This window comes from Acidimicrobiales bacterium (assembly GCA_035630295.1).
GTDB lineage: Bacteria > Actinomycetota > Acidimicrobiia > Acidimicrobiales > Iamiaceae > Iamia.
On the sequence record DASQKY010000008.1, the window covers coordinates 39,980 to 55,179 of the forward strand.

The following is a 15,200-nucleotide window of genomic DNA, read 5'->3' on the forward strand; positions in this document are numbered from 1 at the left end:
TCGTCAGCCGTCGGCCAGGACGGCGGTGAGGGCCCGGCGGCCGAGGGTGCCGTAGGCGGGTGCATCGGCCGAGTGGGCCAGGTAGGCCAGGCCGAGGGCCAGGGCCCAGCCCCGGGCCCGGTCCCAGGTGGCGTCGTCGCCGGCGTACCCCGCTTCGGCCCGCAGCACCGGGCGGGCACCAGCCGGCAGCAACGACCAGGCCACGGCCAGGTCGGTGGCCGGGTCGCCCGAGGTGACGTCACCGAAGTCGACCACGCCGCTGAGGCGCCCCCGGTGGACGAGGAGGTTGCCGGGGTGGAGGTCCCCGTGCAGCCAGACCGGTGGCCCGGCCCACCCCGGTGTGGCCACCAGCTCCTCCCAGCGGCGGGCCAGGGCTGGGGCGTCGATCACCGCGGCCAGCTGGGCCAGGCGCTGGGCCACCGCCTCGGCCCGCTCGACCAGGGGGACGCCCCGGTACGGGTTGGGCGGGGCGTCGGCCGGCGCCGGCCGGTGGAGGGCGGCCAGGAAGCGGCCCAGGTCCTCGGCGGCCCGAGCGGGGTCCTGGGGCGGGGCGGCGATGGCCGATGCGCCCGGCTGCCACGGCACCAGGCTCCACGGCCACGGGTAGCCCGGGCCGGGACGGCCGGCGTGCACCGGCACGGGCACGGGCAGGGGCAGGCGGGGGGCCAGGGCGGGCAGCCACCGCTGCTCGTGGTGGACCAGGGCCACGGCCGCCTCCCGGCGGGGCAGCCGGGCCACCAGGTCGTCGCCGACCCGCACCATCACGTTGTCCCAGCCCGAGGCCAGCTCCACCAGCGGGCGGTCGACCAGGTCGGGGCGCTGCTCGGCCAGCAGGTCCCGCACCACGGCGACGTCGATGTCCACCTCGGCCGCCGGTCGGGGCTGGGGGGACATGGCCGCAGGCTACGGCCCCGGTGGGTCGGACCTGGCCGGGCCCCTCAGCCGGCGGCGGCGGGGGAGCGGCGCCGGTGGGGAGCCGGGGCCGGCCCGGGTCGACCGGGGGCCCGGCCCGGGTCCAGTCGGCCCAGGCCCCAGGACAGGGCGACCAGCCACACCGCGACCAGGCCGGCCAGGACGGCGTAGGCGGCCCGCTCCAACCCGACCCGGTCGGTGCGGGCCTCGCGCTGGAGCACCTGCTTGTCGGCCACGAAGGTGACGGTGCCGTCCCGGGCCGGCACGGGGTCGAGGCCGAGCGCCTCGTCCCCGGCCAGGTACACCGGGGCCGAGACCATGTCGCCGGCCGTCTGCAACCGGATCAGGGTCTTGGCCGACCCGGACACCGGCACCGGCTCGGCCGTCCGGTACCGGCCGTCGCCGGCGGGGACCAGGTCGACCAGGGCCGAGCCGCCGGGCTCGTCGTCACCGGCCCCCTGCCACGACAGGACGTGGAAGGTCACGCCGTCGGCCGCGGCCCGGGCCGCACCGCCGGCCGACGGGGTCACCACCAGGTCGGCCCGGGCCACGCCGGCCACGGTGGCGGCCGGCGCGACCTCCACGTCCGCCGACCAGCTCCGGGGCGCGCCGATGGGCAGGCACAGGGCCACGACACCCAGCGCGCCGGCCCACGCCACCGGACCGACCCAGCGGGGCGCGGCCTGGCGGGCCACGTCGCCGGGGGCCAGGGCCCGGCCCACGAAGCCGCCCATCAGGCCCCCGGCCACGCCGGCCACCACGCACAGGGCCACGGCCTCGGGCAGGAGCGCCCGGTTCCACGGCAGGGGCATGGCCACCTGGCTCCACAGGGCCTCGCAGGCCACGCCGACGGTGCCGACGGCCAGGCCCGCCACCGCCCCGGCGGTGAGCTGGCGGTGGCGCCCGACCCGGGCCACGGCCAGCTCCACCACCAGCGCCGCCCCCAGGTACAGGGGCAGGTGGAACGTGCTCCGCCCCGAGAGCTCGACACCGAGGCTGAGGGCGCCCCGGATGGCCAGGAAGACGGCCACGGCCAGCAGGGCCCCGCCCCGGCCCAGGCGGAGGCGGGCCGCGACCAGGGCGATCGCGCCGCCGAGGGCCAGCAGCACCGGGTGGTACAGCATCCGGAACTGGGGCACGCCGTAGTCGAACTCCACCTGGAGCGTCGACAGGCCGACCAGGAAGGCCCCGGCCAGCAGGACGTCGTGGCTCCGGGTGATCCACGCCCCGAGGCGGGCCGTGGGCTCCGCCGCGCAGCGCTCGCCCTCGATCAGCAGGGCCCAGCAGCCCAGCGTGGCCAGCGACGCCCCGCCGATGAGCTGGATGTGGGTCGGGCCCCAGGCGGTGACGTCCTGGCCGAAGAGGCGGTGCCAGATGTCGTCGAGGGGGAACCCGGCCAGGGCGACCAGGCTGCAGGCGGTGAGCATGACCCCGCCGACCGGCACCCGCCAGCGATCGGTGATCCGCACCGAGGCCCGGCTGCGCCCGTCGCCCAGCACCATGGCCAGCAGGGCGGCGAAGGCGATGCCGTCCAGGCCCACGATGATGAACCAGTGGGCCGGGTTGGCGAAGGCACCCTCGTCCCGGCCCCGGTCGATGTGCCAGGAGACGTCCCAGTAGTAGCCCCACACCGCCACGGCCAGGCTGAGGAGGACCAGGGGCACCGGGAGCATGGCCCAGGCGGGGCGGCCGGTGCGTTCCTCGACCACCTGGACCAGTGGGTCGAGGAGGCCCCGCCGGCGGTGGGCCACGCCCAGGGCGACCACCGCCGCCACCGACGCCAGGGCCACGGCCGAGGCCGCGGCCACCTCGCCCACCGGGGCACCGCCGGCCGAGGGCTCGGCGGCGAGGACGAGGGGGAGGGCCACGGTGACTCCTCGGTCAGTTGCGGGGGCGAGCGGCGCCGGGGACGGCCAATGTGTTACCCAAGGTAACGGGAGGTCACACGCCCGAGCCCGCGCCCTACCAGGTGTCCACGTGGGGTCGCCGGGGGGCGGGGCCGACGGGCGCGGCCAGGAGAGCGGTGGTGATCCAGTGGCGGGTGTCGGCCGGGTCGATCACGTCGTCGATCTCGAACTGGGCGGCCACGTTGGTGGCCTTCCCGTGCTCGTAGGCGGCCGTCACCATCTGCTCGAACAGGCGCTGGCGGGCCTCGGGATCGGGCTCGGCCTCCAGCTCGGCCCGGAAGCCCAGCCGGACCGCCCCCTCCAGGCCCATCCCACCCAGCTCGCCGGTGGGCCAGGCCACCACGAACACCGGGGCCTTGAAGCTCCCGGCCGCCATGGCCTGGGCCCCCAGCCCGTAGGCCTTGCGGAGGATCACGGTGGCGCACGGCACCGACAGGTTGGCCCCGGTGACGAACATGCGGCTCACGTGGCGGACGGCGCCGGTGGCCTCGGAGTCGGGCCCGACCATGAAGCCGGGGGTGTCGCACAGGAACAGCACCGGCAGGCCGTGGGCGTCGCACAGCTGGAGGAACCGAGCGGCCTTGTCGGCCGCGTCGCTGTCGATGGCCCCGCCCAGGTGGCGGGGGTCGTTGGCCACCAGGCCCAGGGCCCGGCCCTCCACCCGGGCCAGGGCGGTGACCGCCCCGGGGGCGAAGCCGGCCCGCAGCTCCAGCACCGACCCCTCGTCGGCCAGGCCGTCGAGCACCGCCCGCACGTCGTAGACCCGCAACCGGTCCTGCGGCACCAGGTGGCGCAGGCGGCGGGCATCGGGCGCCGTCCACCCCTCCACCGGGCCCTGGAAGTAGGACAGGTAGCGGCGGGCCACGGCCACCGCCTCGGCGTCGTCGGCCACCACCACGTCGACCACGCCGTTGGCCGCCTGCACGGCGACGGGGCCGATGGCCTCGGGGGGGAAGGTCCCCAGGCCGCCCCCCTCGACCATGGCCGGGCCGCCCATCCCGATGGTGGCATCGCCGCTGGCGATGACCACGTCGCAGCACCCCAGCAGGGCGGCGTTGCCGGCGAAGCAGCGGCCGGAGGCGATGCCGACCAGCGGCACCGTCCCCGACAGGCGGGCGAAGAGGTGGAAGGCCAGGCAGTCCAGCCCCGAGACGGTGGTGGTGTCGGTGTCCCCCGGCCGGCCGCCCCCGCCCTCGGCGAAGAGCACCACCGGAAGGTGCTGGGCCGCGGCCAGCTCGAAGAGCCGGTCCTTCTTGCGGTGGTTCTGGAAGCCCTGGGTGCCGGCCAGCACCGTGTAGTCGTAGGAGGCGACCACGGCCCGGGCCCGCTCGGCGCCCACGGCGGCGGCGTTGACGGTGGCCACCCCGCCCACCAGTCCGTCGGCCGGGGTGCGGGCCATGAGGTCCTCCAGCGAGCGGCGCCGGCGCTGGGCCGCGATCACCAGCGGGCCGTACTCGACGAAGGAGCCGCCGTCGACCAGGTCGTCGATGTTCTCCCGGGCCGTCCGCCGGCCCCCGGCGTGGCGGCGGGCCACCGCCTCCGGGCGCCCGGCGTCCAGGCCGGCGGCGTGCCGGGCCCGAACCTCCTCCAGGTCGGGCCGGGGTGCGTCGAGGTCGACCGGGTCCGGACCGGCGGCCGGCCCCGACCCGCCGGTCGCGCCGGCGGGGATCTCACCCAGCACGACCACCGGCTGGCCGGCGTCGACCTGGTCGCCGGCGGCCACGACCACCGCCGTCACCGTGCCGCCCCGGGCCGCGGCCACCTCGTGGTGCATCTTCATCGACTCGACCACGGCCACCACCTGGCCGGCGGCCACCACGTCGCCCGGCGCGGCCCGGACCTCCACCACCACGCCCTGCAGGGGCGACGGCACGGCGAGGTCGGCGGGGGCGCTCATGGCCGCCGAGGATGCCACGCCCCCGCGGGGCGGGCCGCGGGGCGAGGTCGGGCGGGCCTCGGTAGGGTTTGGCCCCATGCCGACCCGTCACCTCGGTCCGGCCGCCCTGCTCCCGCTGCTCCTCCTGGCCCTCGCCGCCTGCGGTGACGGCCAAGGTCCCGACGTCGTGGCCGACACGACGGGGGCGCCCGCACCACCCACGGCCTCCGCCGACCCGACGGAGACCTCCACCTCGACCGTCGAGCGCCCGCCCCCCAGCCAGACCCGTGCCACGTCCAGCACCGCGCCGGACCCGCCCGGGCCGCGGCCCTGCGGGACCGTCACCGCCCCCGACGGCACCGACCTCTCGGTGGTGATCCTCTCGGGCGGCGGCGACTGCGGCGACGCCGAGGCGCTGGTCGACATCTACCACCACGAACCCCCCACCGCGCCGTCCGGGCCCCGGCGCCTGGTGAGCATCGACGGGTGGGAGTGCACCACCGACCCGGCGGCCCAGCCCGGCCCCGTGGTGACCTGCGTGCTCCCCGGCGCCGGCACCGTCACAGCCCACCCCTGACCGGCGGCCGTGGCCCGCCCGGCGGTCAGGCCGGCTGCTCGTAGAACCGGCGCTCGACCACCTGGCGGGCCCGGCGGGTGAGGCGCCGGTAGCGGTCGCGCAGCTCCGGGGCGGTGGTGTCCAGGGACCGGGCCAGGGTGGTGAGGGCCGCCCCGGTGGGCAGCGCGTCGTGGCCCCGGCCGGCGACCAGGGTCCAGCGGTTCCTCGCCCGTTCGCAGAAGTCGTGGGCCGTCCCGAGGGCGGCCGCCTCGTCCTCGTCGAGCAGGCCGTCGGCCCGCAGGCGGTCGAGGCCGGCGGCCGTGCCCGCCTCCCGGCAACCGTGCCGCAGGAGCAGCAGGGCCACCGTCAGCTCCACGTCGGCCAGCGCCCCCGGCCCCAACTTCAGGTGGAAGGTCGGGTCCTCCCCGGCGGGGATGCGCTCGGCCTCGGCCCGGGCCTTCACCCGCCGGATGGCCCGCAGGTCGCCCGGGCCCAGGGGGCGCCACAGCGCCGGCTCCACCTCGGCCAGCACCCGCGCCGCCAGGTCGTGGTGGCCGGCCAGGGGCCGGGCCCGGCTCAGGGCCAGGCGCTCCCAGGGCTCGGCCCACCGCTCCAGGTGGGCCACCACGCTGGCCCGGCTGCGAGCCAGGGGCGCGCTCCGGCCCCCGGGGCGGAGGTCGAGGTCCACGTCGTAGATGCGCTCCCCGGGCGTGGTGCCCACCAGCGCCCGGCGGACGGCCTCGGCCACCCGTGACGCCTCGGCCGTGGCCGCCTCGCCCTCCCCGTCGTGGACGAAGAGCAGGTCCAGGTCCGAGGCGTAGCCCAGCTCGCCGCCGGCCAGCCGCCCGGCGGCCAGGACGGCGAAGGGCACCTCGGGCGCGGCCAGGGCCACGGCGGCCTCCACCGCGGCCCGGGCCACGGTGGCCAGCGCCCGGCCCACCACGGCCACCGGGGCGTCGTCGAGCACGTCGTGGGCGGCCACGGCCAACACCTCCCGCCGCACGGTGCGGTGCAGCACCGCCGGCCCGGCCCCGTCGCCGTCGGCCCGCAGGGCCATGGCCCGGGCCACCCGGGTGCCGGGGTCCTCGGCCAGCAGGGCGGCCAGCGCCTCGGCCCGGCCCACGGTGGGCAGCGCGTCGGGAGCCCGAGCCAGCTCCCGCACCAGGGACGGGCTGGTGCCGGCCAGGGTGCACACCCGGTGCGCGGTGACCGGCGACTCCCGGAAGGCGGCGGCCAGGGAGCGGGCGTCGGCCGCCGCCAGCTGGCGCAGGCCCAGCAACCCCCGGTCGGGGTCGGGCGATGTGGAGAGCCAGTCCAGCACCAGGGGCAGCATCTGGGCCATGAGGCGCGACGAGCGGGTCAGGCCGTGGGTCAGCTCGGTCACCGCCTGACGGGTCCGCTCGGCGTCGGCGAACCCGAAGGCGCGGAGGCGGGTGGCCGCCGCCTCGGGGGCCAGCGGGGCCCCCACGCCGGTGAACGCCTCCAGCAGGGGCCGGAACCACACCCGCTCGTGGATGGCCCGCACCGTCGCCCGGCAGGCTCCCAGCTCGCGGTCGAGCTCGTCGAGGGCCGACGTGCGGGGCCGGTCGGCCAGGCCCAGCACCCGGGCCACCCGGGCCCGCTCGGCCCGGCCGGTCGGCACCGTGTGGGTCCGGCGGTCCTCGTCGAGCTGGAGGGCGTGCTCGACCCGGCGCAGGAACCGGTACGACGCCGCCAGCCAGCGGGCGTCGTCGTCGGCCACGTAGCCGCCGGCGGCCAGCCCGGCCAGGGCCGGGAGCGTGCCCCGGACCCGCAGGGCCGGGTCGTGGGGGCCATGCACCAGCTGGAGGAGCTGGGCCGCGAACTCCACGTCGCGGATCCCGCCCGGCGAGCGCTTGATCTCCCCGGCCGCGCCCCGCCGGGCCAGGGCGGCCTGCTCGGCCCGGGCCTTGAGGGCCCGGACCTGGTGGAGGGCCTCGGCGTCGAAGGGCCGGTCCCACAGCACCTGGCCGGCGGCCGCCGCGAAGGCCTGCCCGAGGGTCGGGTCGCCAGCCAGGGGCTGGGCCTTGAGCAGGGCCTGGCGCTCCCACGGCTCGGCCCATCGCTCCCAGTGGGCCCGGTAGCCGGCCAGGGAGCGGACGAGGGGCCCGTCCCGCCCCTCGGGCCGGAGGTCGAGGTCGATGCGCAGGGCGGCCCCGGCGACGTCGAGGAACCGGCGGGCGGCCTCGGCCTCCGGCGGGCCACCGGTCGGCCCGACCAGCACCACGTCGACGTCCGAGGCGTAGTTGAGCTCGGTCCCGCCGGCCTTGCCCATCCCGATGACGGCCAGGCTGCCCGCCCCGGCCTGGTCGAGGGCGCCCTCCAGCACGGTGGCGGCCATGGCCGTGACCCCGGCCATGGTGGCCTCCACCGGGTCCCGGCCGGTGAGGTCCCGCGCCGCCAGGCGCAGGTGCTCGTGGTGGCGCCACCGGGCCAGCCCGCCGGGGTCGGAGGCGGCGAACGGGACCCGCCGGTCCAGGGCGGCCAGCACGTCCAGGGCGGCGGGGTCGGTGACCACCAGCCGTCCCAGCCACCTGCTGCCGGCGGCCACGGCCACCACCGCCTCGGCCAGGTCGTCGTCGGCCAGGAGCCGTTCGAGGTCGCCGGGTCGCGCCTCCCGGAGCCGGTCCGCCACCGTCCTGGCCCGCTCCGGGTCGGCCGACCGGGCCACCCGGTCCCGGAGCGAGGACGCACCCACCCCCGCATCCTGCCCCGGCGGCCCCGGTCGGGGGCGAGCTACCAGGTGACCTCGGTGCAGCCGGTGTGGCTGTCGGGCTCGACCTGGAAGGTGGTGTGGTCGATGGCGTAGCCGTCGTGGAGCAGGGCCCGGGCCCGGTCCAGCACCTGGTGGGGGTCGGCGTCGGGCGTGGTCATCAGGTGGGCCGAGGCGGCGTCCATCTCCGAGGTGAGGGTCCACACGTGGAGGTCGTGGACGTCGACCACGCCGGGCACGCCCCCGAGCTCCCGCTCCAGGGCGGCCACGTCGAAGCCCAACGGGGCCGACTGCAGCAGCACCCGCACGGCCCGGCGGCCGAGGCGGAACGTGCGGGGCAGGATCCACAACCCGATGGCGGCGCCGATCACCGGGTCGGCCCACGTCCACCCGAACACCTGGAGCAGCACCCCGGCCACGATCACGCCCACCGACCCCAGCGTGTCGGCCACCACCTCCACGTAGGCGGCCTCGACGTTGAGGCTCTCCCGGGCCCCCTCCCGCAGGAGGGCGAAGGCGACCAGGTTGACGGCCAGGCCGAGCACGGCGACCACCAGCATGGGCGCCCCCACCACCTCGGGCGGGTCGCCCAGGCGGCGGACGGCCTCGACCAGCACGTAGCCCGCCACCCCGAAGAGGAGCAGGGCGTTGACGAAGGCGGCCAGGATCTCCAGCCGGTAGAGGCCGAAGGTGTGGCGGCGCTGGGCGGCGTGGCGGCGCCGGCCCTCGTGGCGGGAGGCCAGGTGGATGGCGGCCAGGGCCAGGCCCAGGCCCACCACGTCGGCCAGCATGTGGCCGGCGTCGGAGAGGAGGGCGAGGGAGCCGGTGGCCACGCCGGCCACCACCTCGACCACGAAGAACGCGGCGACCAGGGCGAAGCTGGCCAGCAGGCGCCCGGCGTGGCGGGACCCGGCCCGGGTCGGGGCGGCCCCGTTCCCGTGGTCGTGGCTCACACCGGCACCCTCGTCACACATGCGAAGGTACGCATATGTCGGTCGAAAGGCAACCGCCCGGGCCGGCCGGAGCCGGTCGGTACGCTGGCCCGGTGGCCCGCCTGCGCATCGCTGCCTGCCAGATCGACACCCGCGTCGGCGACCTGGACGGCAACGTCGAGCGCATCCTGGCCGCCTACCGGGAGGCGGTCGAGGCCGGGGCCGATGTCGCCGCCTTCCCCGAGCTGGCCGTCACCGGCTACCCGCCCGAGGACCTCCTGCTGAAGCCCGGCTTCGTGGCCGCCAACGTGGAGGCCCTGCGGGCGGTGGCGGCCCAGACCACCGACTGCGTGGCCGTCGTCGGCTTCGTCGAGCACGCCCGCGACCTCCACAACGCCGCGGCCGTGTGCGCCGGCGGGGAGGTGCGGGGCACCTACCGCAAGTGCGAGCTGCCCAACTACGCCGTGTTCGACGAGCTGCGCTACTTCGCCCGGGGCCGCGAGCCCGAGGCCCTCTACGCCGTGCGGGGTGTGCCGGTCGGCGTGTCGGTGTGCGAGGACGCCTGGAACCCGGCCGGTCCCATCGCCGACCAGGCCGACAGCGGGGCCGAGATCGTCGTCAACATCAACGCCTCGCCCTACGCCGAGGGGAAGCTGGCTCGCCGGGAGCGCATGCTGGCCACCCGGGCCGCCGATGCCAGCACCGCTCTGCTCTACGTCAACCAGGTGGGCGGCCAGGACGAGCTGGTCTTCGACGGGGGGTCCATGGCCTTCGCCCCCGACGGCACCCTCCTGGCCCGCTCGCCCCAGTTCGTCGAGGACGTGATGGTGGTCGACGTGGAGATCGGCTCGGTCTACCGCAAGCGCCTGCTCGACCCCCGGGGCCGGCCGGTCGACGACCAGCTCCCGGTGGTGGACGTCGCCCCCGTGCCGGTGGTGGCGGGCGAGCCCGAGCCCCACCCGCCGGTGGCGGCCCCGACCGTGGCCGCCCCCCTCCACCCCGACGACGAGGTGTGGGAGGCGCTGGTGGCGGGCACCCGGGCCTACGTGGAGAAGAACGGCTTCACCGACGTGGTGATCGGGCTGTCGGGCGGGATCGACTCGTCCATCGTGGCCGTGATCGCCGCCGACGCCCTGGGCCCCGAGCGGGTCCACACCGTGGCCATGCCGTCCCGCTACTCCAGCGACCACTCGGTCTCCGACGCCGAGAAGCTGGCCGCCGCCCTGGGCGTGGACCACCGCACCGTGGCCATCGAGCCGGCCCACACCGCCCTGCTCGACATGCTGGCCCCGTCGTTCGCGGGCCGGGAGCCGGACCTGGCCGAGGAGAACCTGCAGAGCCGCATCCGGGGCCAGGTCCTGATGGCGCTGTCCAACAAGCTGGGGTGGCTCGTCCTCTCCACCGGCAACAAGAGCGAGGCCGCCGTCGGCTACGCCACCCTCTACGGCGACACCGTCGGGGGCTACGCGGTGATCAAGGACGTGCTCAAGACCCGGGTCTTCGCCCTGTGCCGGCGCCGCAACCAGCGGGCCGGGCACGACCTCATCCCCGAGAGCGTGCTGACCAAGGCGCCGTCGGCCGAGCTGCGCCCCGACCAGCGCGACGACCAGAGCCTGCCGGCGTACGAGGTGCTCGACCCGATCCTCCACGCGTACGTGGCCCTGGACCGCACCGCGGCCGAGATCGTGGCCGCCGGCCACGACCCGGAGGTGGTGGCCCGCGTGGCCCGGCTGGTCGACACGGCCGAGTACAAGCGTCGCCAGTCGCCCCCCGGCCCCCGGGTCACCGACAAGGCCTTCGGCAAGGACCGCCGCCTCCCCATCACCAACGGCTTCCGGGGCTGAGGGCGGTGGCCACCTTCGACGAGCTGTACGACACGTTGCGGTCCCGGGCCGCCGAGCGGCCCGAGGGCTCGGCCACCGTCGAGGCCCTCGACGCCGGCGTCCACGCCATGGGCAAGAAGGTGCTGGAGGAGGCCGGCGAGGTGTGGCTGGCCGCCGAGCACGAGGACGACGAGCACCTGGCGCTGGAGATCTCCCAGCTGCTCTACCGCCTCCAGGTGGTGATGGTGGCTCGGGGCCTCACCCCGGCCGACGTCTACCGCCACCTCTGACCCGGCCGTCCCCGGGGGGTCGCGCCCGGCCCCCGGTCGGCCGGCTGGGCGCCGGCCGACCGGCCGACCAGACTCCGGGGCGGCTCCGGCCACCCACCGCTCGACCCCTGCGACCCGAGGTCCCATGCTCACCGTCGCCCTGCCCAACAAGGGCGCGCTCTCCGAGGGCGTGACCACCATGCTGGCGGAGGCCGGCTACCGCAGCCGCCCCGACGGGCGCGACCTGACCGTCGTCGACCCCGGCAACGCGGTGCGGTTCTACTTCCTCCGCCCCCGGGACGTGGCCGTCTACGTCGGCTCGGGCGACGTAGACCTCGGCGTCACCGGCCGGGACCTGGCCCTCGACTCCGGGGCCCCGGTGCGGGAGGTGCTGAGCCTGGGCATCGGCGGGTCGCGGTTCCGCTACGCCGCCCCCCCGGGCCCGGGTGGGGCGCCGTGGACCATGGCCGACCTGGCCGGCCGGCGGATCGCCACCTCGTACGCCGGCCTGGTGTCCGCCGACCTGGCCGGCCGGGGCATCGAGGCCACCATCGTGCGGCTCGACGGCGCGGTGGAGATCTCCGTCGAGCTGGGTGTGGCCGACGCCGTGGCCGACGTGGTGGGCACGGGGCGCACGCTGGCCGCCCACGGCCTGGTCGCCTTCGGTGACGTGCTGTGCACCTCCGAGGCGGTGGCCGTCGAGCGCGACCCCGACCGGGCCGGCGGCCCCGCCCCCGGGCCCGAGGACGACGGGCGGGCCGGGGCCCGCCGCCAGCTCCTGCGCCGGTTGGAGGGCGTGGCCGTGGCCCAGCAGTACGTCATGGTCGACTACGACTGCCCTCGCCACCTGGTGGAGGAGGCCGTGGCCCTCACCCCGGGACTGGAGTCGCCCACCATCGCCCCGCTCCGCGACGAGGCCTGGGTGGCGGTCCGGGCCCTCGTGCCCAAGGGCGACATGAACCACGTCATCGACGCCCTGGCCGACCTGGGGGCGAAGGCCATCCTGGCCAGCGACCTGCGCAGCGCCCGGCTGTGAGCCCCTCCCGCGCCGGCCTGGGCACCGCTGCCCTGGCCCTGGCCGGGATCCTCTTCGGCAGCACCTTCCTGGTCGTGCAGCGGGCGGTCGAGGAGGCCGAGCCCACCCCGTTCCTGGGTGCCCGCTTCCTGATCGCGGCGGCGGTGCTGGCCCCCTTCGCCCTCCGTCGCCGCTCCTCGGGCCGGGCCGAGGTCCGCCTGGGGGTGGTGGCCGGGCTCTTCCTGTCCGGCGGCTACCTGCTGCAGACCTTCGGCCTGCGCTCCACCACCACCTCGACCTCGGCCTTCATCACCTACCTGCTGGTGGTGCTGGTGCCGGTGATGGTGGCGGGGCTGGAGCGGCGGCGGCCCGAGGGCCGGACCGTGGCCGGCGTGGGGCTGGCGGTGGCCGGCCTCTGCCTCCTCTCCGGCAGCGGCGGGGACCCCTTCGACTGGGGCGAGGTCCTGACCATCGGCTGCGCGGTGGGCTTCGCCGCCCACCTGGTGGCGGTGGGGCGGGGGGCCGAGCGGTTCGACCCCGTGCGCTTCACCTTCGTCCAGGTGCTGACCGTCGGGGTGACGTGCGCGGTGCCCGGCGCCCTGCTCGGCGGGTTCGCCATGGGCGCCGGGGCGTGGGGGGCGGCCGCCTTCACCGGGGTGTTCGCCACCGCCGTGGCCTTCTTCTGCATGGTCGCCGGCCAGCGGACCGTGCCCAGCTCCCGGGCCGCCCTGATCCTCCTGGTCGAGCCGGTGTCGGCCGGCCTCCTGGGGGCGGCCACCGGCGAGGACCTGGGGTGGCGGGGGCTGGGCGGGGTGGCCCTGATCCTGGGCGCCATCCTCCTGGTGGAGATCGTCCCGCTGCTCACCGGTGCGGTGGTCGACGACCCGGCGCTGGAGCCCACCGTCCACGGGTGACCGGCGGCGCTGGTCGCCCTACGCTGCGCGGCCATGGTTGCCGACCCCCCGCCGTCGTCCCCCGGCCCCCGTCCGGCGCCGGCTCCGGTGGGGGCGGTGGCCACCAGCGCGCACCTCGGCGCCTCGCTGTGGTGGTGCGAGGAGCTGTTCGCGGTCGTCGGGGCGTGGGTGCCGTCGGTGCCCGAGGCCCCCGCCCGGGCTCACCTGGCCGAGCTGTCGCGGGTGCTGGGCGAGGTGGCGGACCAGCTGGCCGCCCACCTGGCCCGGCCGTCGCCGATCGAGGCGCGGGCCTGGGTGGTCGCCCCGTCGGCGGCCGCGCCCCGGGTGGTGGAGGCCCTGGCTGCCCCCGAGGCCACCCTCGACCGGTTGGCCGGCGTGCACCGGGTGCTCGTCCCCCGGCTGCTGGTGGCCTGGGCCGCCCTGGTGGCGGAGCCGGGGGAAGGCACGGGCCGGGCCCTGGTCCGGGCCGTGCGCCGGGCCCGGGGCGACGTGGGCGAGCTCGGGGAGGAGGGCGAGGCGCTGGTGCAGGCGCATGTGGCAGTCGCTGACGATGGGGCCCGCCGCGCCGGCCACCACGTGGGGGTGGTGGAGGGGGCCCTGGTGGCCGCCGGAGGCCTGGTCCCCGTGGGTCCAGGCGCCCTGCCCTCACCCGCCGATCCCGTGTGACGGGTGACACGACGCGTGACATGCACCACGTCAGATGGCCCGAAACCTCATCTGACCACGTCAGGTGGCCGATGTGGACGGCAACGCGGGGGTGATCCCCGGGTGGGAAGGGTATTGACCGTCCCGGTATCGTGAACCAGAACCAAGTGGCCGGTGCTGTGCGCACGTCCCCCGCGTCAGGCCCGGAACGGATCCGGGCGCGGGCGCGTCGGAGGCGCACACCCACCGCCGTACGTCGTCTCGGCCCAACGGCCACAGCACTAGAGGAATGATCACCTTGGCCAAGGAGCGCGTCGAGCGCGATGAGGAGGACCTGGTCCGCCTCTACCTCACCGATATCGGGCAGTACCCGCTGCTCACGAAGGACGACGAGGTACGCCTGGCCCAGGCGATCGAAGCGGGTGCCGAAGCCCGCACCGCGCTGGAGTCGGGAGAGAAGGTCACGCCGGCGCGCAAGCGCGAGCTGCGCCGCACCGCCCGTGACGGCGAGCAGGCCGAGCGCACGTTCGTGCAGTCGAACCTGCGCCTGGTCGTCTCCATCGCCAAGAAGTACCAGGCCTCCGGCCTCCCCCTCCTCGACCTGATCCAGGAGGGGAACCTGGGCCTGATGCACGCCGTCGAGAAGTTCGACTGGCGCAAGGGCTTCAAGTTCTCCACCTACGCCACCTGGTGGATCCGTCAGGCGATCACCCGCGGCATCGCCAACACCGGCCGCACGATCCGCTTGCCCGTCCACGCCGGTGACACCCTGGCCCGCCTCCAGAAGGCCCGGGCCCGCCTCGAGCTCAAGCTCGGTCGGCCCGCCACCCTCGCCGAGCTGTCGGCCGAGGTCGAGATGCCTGAGGACAAGGTGACCGAGGCGCTCCGCTTCGCCGCCGAGCCGCTGTCGCTGTCCGAGCCCCTTCGGGAGGACGGCGACGCCGAGCTGGGCGACGTCGTCGAGGACCGCTCCGCCGAGTCCCCGTTCGAGGTGGCCGCCACCGCCCTGCTGCCCGAGGAGATCTCCCGGCTGCTCGCCCCGCTCGACGAGCGCGAGCGCGAGATCCTCAAGCTCCGCTTCGGCCTCGACCGTGGCGAGCCCCGCACCCTCGAAGAGGTCGGCGAGCACTTCAACCTCACCCGGGAGCGCATCCGCCAGATCGAGGCCCGGGCGATGTCCAAGCTGCGCCACCCGTCCTCCGATACCGGCGCGCGGGACCTGCTCGCGGTCTAGTTCTTCGGTTCGGAACCGGAGGTTCCGAACCGAGTGCTCGCTTCGCCGTCTGGCGACGGCTGCGCTCGTGATGGAAGCGGCCTCCCGGCCGCGCCCACTGCCGGACCCGACCAAGCAAGTGGGATCGGGTCCGAGGCGAGGGGGCACGCGCAGCGTTCCCCCTCCCGCACCCCCTCCGCCGACTCCCGCCGCTCCACGTCAGTGGGCGGCTCCAACCTGTTGGCGTGTCAGCGAAGCGGTCTGCGCGCTCAGTCGCCGACGTAGCCCAGGGGGCGGTCTGGCTCGGTGGTCTGGGGGGGTGGGGCGTCGAGGGCGTAGATCTTCACGGTTCCTCTTGGTTCTTCCAGGGTGGCGACCTCGCGGAGGCCGGGGTGCGGGTCGCCGTC

The 15,200-nt window shown here is 76.6% G+C and carries 12 protein-coding genes; 7 read left to right on the plus strand and 5 right to left on the minus strand.

Annotated features, from left to right (window positions below):
• Window positions 1-3: 3 nt before the first annotated feature.
• The 3 genes from VEW93_02770 to VEW93_02780 form a co-directional block, all read right to left on the minus strand.
• On the minus strand, window positions 4-894 hold the full coding sequence (locus VEW93_02770) for an aminoglycoside phosphotransferase family protein (protein HYI60708.1): 891 nt from the start codon (window positions 892-894) through the stop codon (window positions 4-6).
• Between the two features lie 44 nt (window positions 895-938).
• On the minus strand, window positions 939-2,780 hold the full coding sequence (locus VEW93_02775; GenBank protein HYI60709.1) for a hypothetical protein: 1,842 nt from the start codon (window positions 2,778-2,780) through the stop codon (window positions 939-941).
• Window positions 2,781-2,874: 94 nt separating this feature from the next.
• Window positions 2,875-4,716, minus strand: a complete 1,842-nt coding sequence (locus tag VEW93_02780; GenBank protein ID HYI60710.1) for a carboxyl transferase domain-containing protein — start codon at window positions 4,714-4,716, stop codon at window positions 2,875-2,877.
• Window positions 4,717-4,792: 76 nt separating this feature from the next.
• On the opposite strand from VEW93_02780, the gene VEW93_02785 reads away from it, so the two are divergent.
• Window positions 4,793-5,272 (plus strand): hypothetical protein, encoded by a 480-nt coding sequence (locus VEW93_02785; protein ID HYI60711.1) that lies wholly within the window; start codon window positions 4,793-4,795, stop codon window positions 5,270-5,272.
• 25 nt (window positions 5,273-5,297) lie between these two features.
• On the opposite strand, the gene VEW93_02790 is transcribed toward VEW93_02785, so the two are convergent.
• Together VEW93_02790 and VEW93_02795 are read right to left on the minus strand one after the other, a co-directional pair.
• Entirely contained in the window at window positions 5,298-7,967 is a 2,670-nt protein-coding gene (locus VEW93_02790) for a bifunctional [glutamine synthetase] adenylyltransferase/[glutamine synthetase]-adenylyl-L-tyrosine phosphorylase (GenBank protein ID HYI60712.1), read from the minus strand.
• A 38-nt stretch (window positions 7,968-8,005) separates the two neighbouring features.
• Window positions 8,006-8,935, minus strand: coding sequence for a cation diffusion facilitator family transporter (locus VEW93_02795; protein ID HYI60713.1), 930 nt, complete (start codon window positions 8,933-8,935; stop codon window positions 8,006-8,008).
• Window positions 8,936-9,027: 92 nt separating this feature from the next.
• Between VEW93_02795 and VEW93_02800 the strand changes: the two genes are divergently transcribed.
• From VEW93_02800 to VEW93_02825, 6 genes are all read left to right on the plus strand, one after another.
• A complete protein-coding gene (locus VEW93_02800; GenBank protein ID HYI60714.1) occupies window positions 9,028-10,758 on the plus strand; it encodes an NAD+ synthase in 1,731 nt (576 codons plus the stop codon).
• A gap of 5 nt (window positions 10,759-10,763) precedes the next feature.
• Window positions 10,764-11,027, plus strand: a complete 264-nt coding sequence (locus VEW93_02805; GenBank protein HYI60715.1) for a phosphoribosyl-ATP diphosphatase — start codon at window positions 10,764-10,766, stop codon at window positions 11,025-11,027.
• Window positions 11,028-11,151: 124 nt separating this feature from the next.
• Window positions 11,152-12,042 carry an ATP phosphoribosyltransferase gene (hisG, locus tag VEW93_02810; protein ID HYI60716.1) on the plus strand — a complete coding sequence of 297 codons (891 nt, stop codon included), beginning with the start codon at window positions 11,152-11,154 and terminating at the stop codon, window positions 12,040-12,042.
• Window positions 12,039-12,935 (plus strand): EamA family transporter, encoded by an 897-nt coding sequence (locus VEW93_02815; protein ID HYI60717.1) that lies wholly within the window; start codon window positions 12,039-12,041, stop codon window positions 12,933-12,935. The genes hisG and VEW93_02815 overlap by 4 nt, the downstream gene beginning before the upstream one ends.
• A gap of 33 nt (window positions 12,936-12,968) precedes the next feature.
• Window positions 12,969-13,601, plus strand: coding sequence for a hypothetical protein (locus VEW93_02820; GenBank protein HYI60718.1), 633 nt, complete (start codon window positions 12,969-12,971; stop codon window positions 13,599-13,601).
• A gap of 268 nt (window positions 13,602-13,869) precedes the next feature.
• On the plus strand, window positions 13,870-14,814 hold the full coding sequence (locus VEW93_02825) for a sigma-70 family RNA polymerase sigma factor (protein HYI60719.1): 945 nt from the start codon (window positions 13,870-13,872) through the stop codon (window positions 14,812-14,814).
• Window positions 14,815-15,200: the final 386 nt, after the last annotated feature.

Coding starts and splice junctions, on each gene's coding strand:
- hisG (HYI60716.1), top strand. CDS start 11,152: ATGCTCACCGTCGCCCTGCCCAACAAGGGCGCGCTCTCCGAGGGCGTG.
- VEW93_02820 (HYI60718.1), top strand. CDS start 12,969: ATGGTTGCCGACCCCCCGCCGTCGTCCCCCGGCCCCCGTCCGGCGCCG.
- VEW93_02780 (HYI60710.1), bottom strand. CDS start 4,716: ATGAGCGCCCCCGCCGACCTCGCCGTGCCGTCGCCCCTGCAGGGCGTG.
- VEW93_02825 (HYI60719.1), top strand. CDS start 13,870: ATGATCACCTTGGCCAAGGAGCGCGTCGAGCGCGATGAGGAGGACCTG.
- VEW93_02785 (HYI60711.1), top strand. CDS start 4,793: ATGCCGACCCGTCACCTCGGTCCGGCCGCCCTGCTCCCGCTGCTCCTC.
- VEW93_02770 (HYI60708.1), bottom strand. CDS start 894: ATGTCCCCCCAGCCCCGACCGGCGGCCGAGGTGGACATCGACGTCGCC.